Consider the following 1,970-nt stretch of genomic DNA (forward strand, 5'->3'; position numbering starts at 1 on the left):
CTCCCACCTAAAAAGAGGTTTTTTTATTTTGTGACGGAATTTGTGACCTTGCACCTATACTCGTTTATATTCTTTTACAATCGATTTCCCTTTTTGGTTAAAACTAGTATGATATTCAACAACACTTATTTCACACCCAGGGCCAATTGTAACATTGTTTCCTCTTACTATTTCAGCTATTGTATGTTCTAAGTAAATGTCGTCCCCTTCAACAATTGATGTTTGAAGGGGACCAATGCGACTTGTAAAAGGAATAAATCTAGCCTTTTTTCGTACAGTAATCTTTTTCCCTCCTATTTCTCTCACTTTACTTCCTTCATAACGCAGTGCGATTTGAATATTTTCAGCATTTAGAAGTCCTTCACTTTCAAGGCCACCTGTTAATAAAAATTCTTCGACCTCAATGTCTCCTTTTACATTCAATCCCCCTTTAATATCCACAAAATTTCCAGACAGTTTACCATTCGCTTCAAACATTCCCCGAACTTTTGTTTTGTCAATGTGACAATCATTCTGTACTTTTGTATTACCGTACACTTTCACATATTCAGCGTATAAACTTCCTTGCACTTCGCTATCTCCATACACAACGTAGGCCTTTGCCTTCATATCACCATGGACATGGCTTGCTCCATATGCTTTAAACTCATTACAACTAACGTGATTAGAAATTGTTCCTTCTCCTCGAATCTTCACTTTATTATAAGCCCCGCCTGATGAACTGCCAGAGCCATTTAAAGTGAGACTATGCTGATTTTCCATATTCATTCCTCTCTCCCGCCAAAATTAAACTTGCTGAATTTCTTTTACTTTTGCATTTTTATCGACATGAAGTACCCCTGTATATTCAATAAGTCCAATCTCACAATTTGGCCCCACCGTAACATTGTTACCTCTTACTGTATTGATTTGTACGTGGTCAATATCTATATTGTCACCCTCTAATAATTCAGCTTCTAACTGCGATCCAAACATTGTTTTAAAAAGTCTACTAAATGCAGACAATCTCTGCCTTACTTTAATCGTTTGTCCACCTATCTCTTTCGCTCTACATGTACCATGAATATCAATATCAATTTCATCCGCACTCAGTAAACCGCCGATTGTAAATTGTCCTTGTGATGAAAAAACATCCACTTCGCAATTACCATCTATAGTCGCTTGCCCGCGAATCTTCAATTCTTCTCCAGTCAGAGTACCACCAATTGTCCCTTTACCAGAAATCTTCATAGTACTAGCACTTACATCTTTTGTTATTGTTGCTTTTCCATCGATTCGCATATTTTCAGTTTTTACTTTACCATCAACTTTACCAGAGCCACTAATTCTTGTACGCTCACTTTTTATATCACCGTTTACATTACCTGACCCGTTACATTCAAAATCATCACATTCAATATGTCCATTAACAGTTCCTTTTCCGTTTAACTGCACTTTATGAAACTCTCCACCATTTGAAGAACCGTAACCATTTATAATTAAATTTTCTGTACGCATTATTTATCCTCCACTACATCAGTTTTGTTTTTAATGCTTCTGTATAATTCATGATTGTTGTACGTACGACTATCTTCGTGCCTTTTTCAAAAAATAAATCATCTACATTTGAAACTAAGAAACATGTGGAAATACCTAACTTACGAACTACAACTAATTCGCCATTCTTTTGTTTGATGATTTCATAGTGCTCACGCAGCACTTGTAAAATCATCTTACCCTCTTCTAAACTAATTTCTCCGGATTGAAGCAGTTCTTCTAAAATGTATACATAAAGAATATCAACAAATTGAAACTGTGCTGATGTATTCGTTTGTTCTATATAGAATTGTATAACCGGTTCTGAAGCAATCCCTTTACGTATTACATCTTCTTTTGTTAAGTAAATCTCTGTGACGCTTGGCGAAAACATATTTGCTAATTCATCAAGAGACAAATCCTCTTTCATCGTTTGAATTTTATCAATACGATCT

Annotated in this window: 3 protein-coding genes; all 3 read right to left on the reverse strand. The window is 35.5% G+C overall.

What is annotated here, in order from left to right; genetic code table 11:
- Window positions 1–54 precede the first annotated feature (54 nt).
- Complete coding sequence (locus tag V7183_RS16020; RefSeq protein ID WP_097899330.1) at window positions 55–762, reverse strand: cytoplasmic protein; 708 nt, start codon at window positions 760–762, stop codon at window positions 55–57.
- Between the two features lie 24 nt (window positions 763–786).
- Window positions 787–1,497: a polymer-forming cytoskeletal protein gene (locus V7183_RS16025; protein WP_097899331.1), complete on the reverse strand. Its 711-nt coding sequence runs from the start codon at window positions 1,495–1,497 to the stop codon at window positions 787–789.
- A gap of 13 nt (window positions 1,498–1,510) precedes the next feature.
- Window positions 1,511–1,970, reverse strand: a 460-nt coding sequence (locus V7183_RS16030; RefSeq protein WP_335360149.1) for a DUF4004 family protein, incomplete at its 5' end; no start/stop codon positions are given.

Origin of the sequence: Bacillus sp. JJ1127 (assembly GCF_036965845.1) — a bacterium.
Lineage (GTDB): Bacteria > Bacillota > Bacilli > Bacillales > Bacillaceae_G > Bacillus_A.

Coding starts and splice junctions, on each gene's coding strand:
- V7183_RS16020 (WP_097899330.1), bottom strand. CDS start 762: ATGGAAAATCAGCATAGTCTCACTTTAAATGGCTCTGGCAGTTCATCA.
- V7183_RS16025 (WP_097899331.1), bottom strand. CDS start 1,497: ATGCGTACAGAAAATTTAATTATAAATGGTTACGGTTCTTCAAATGGT.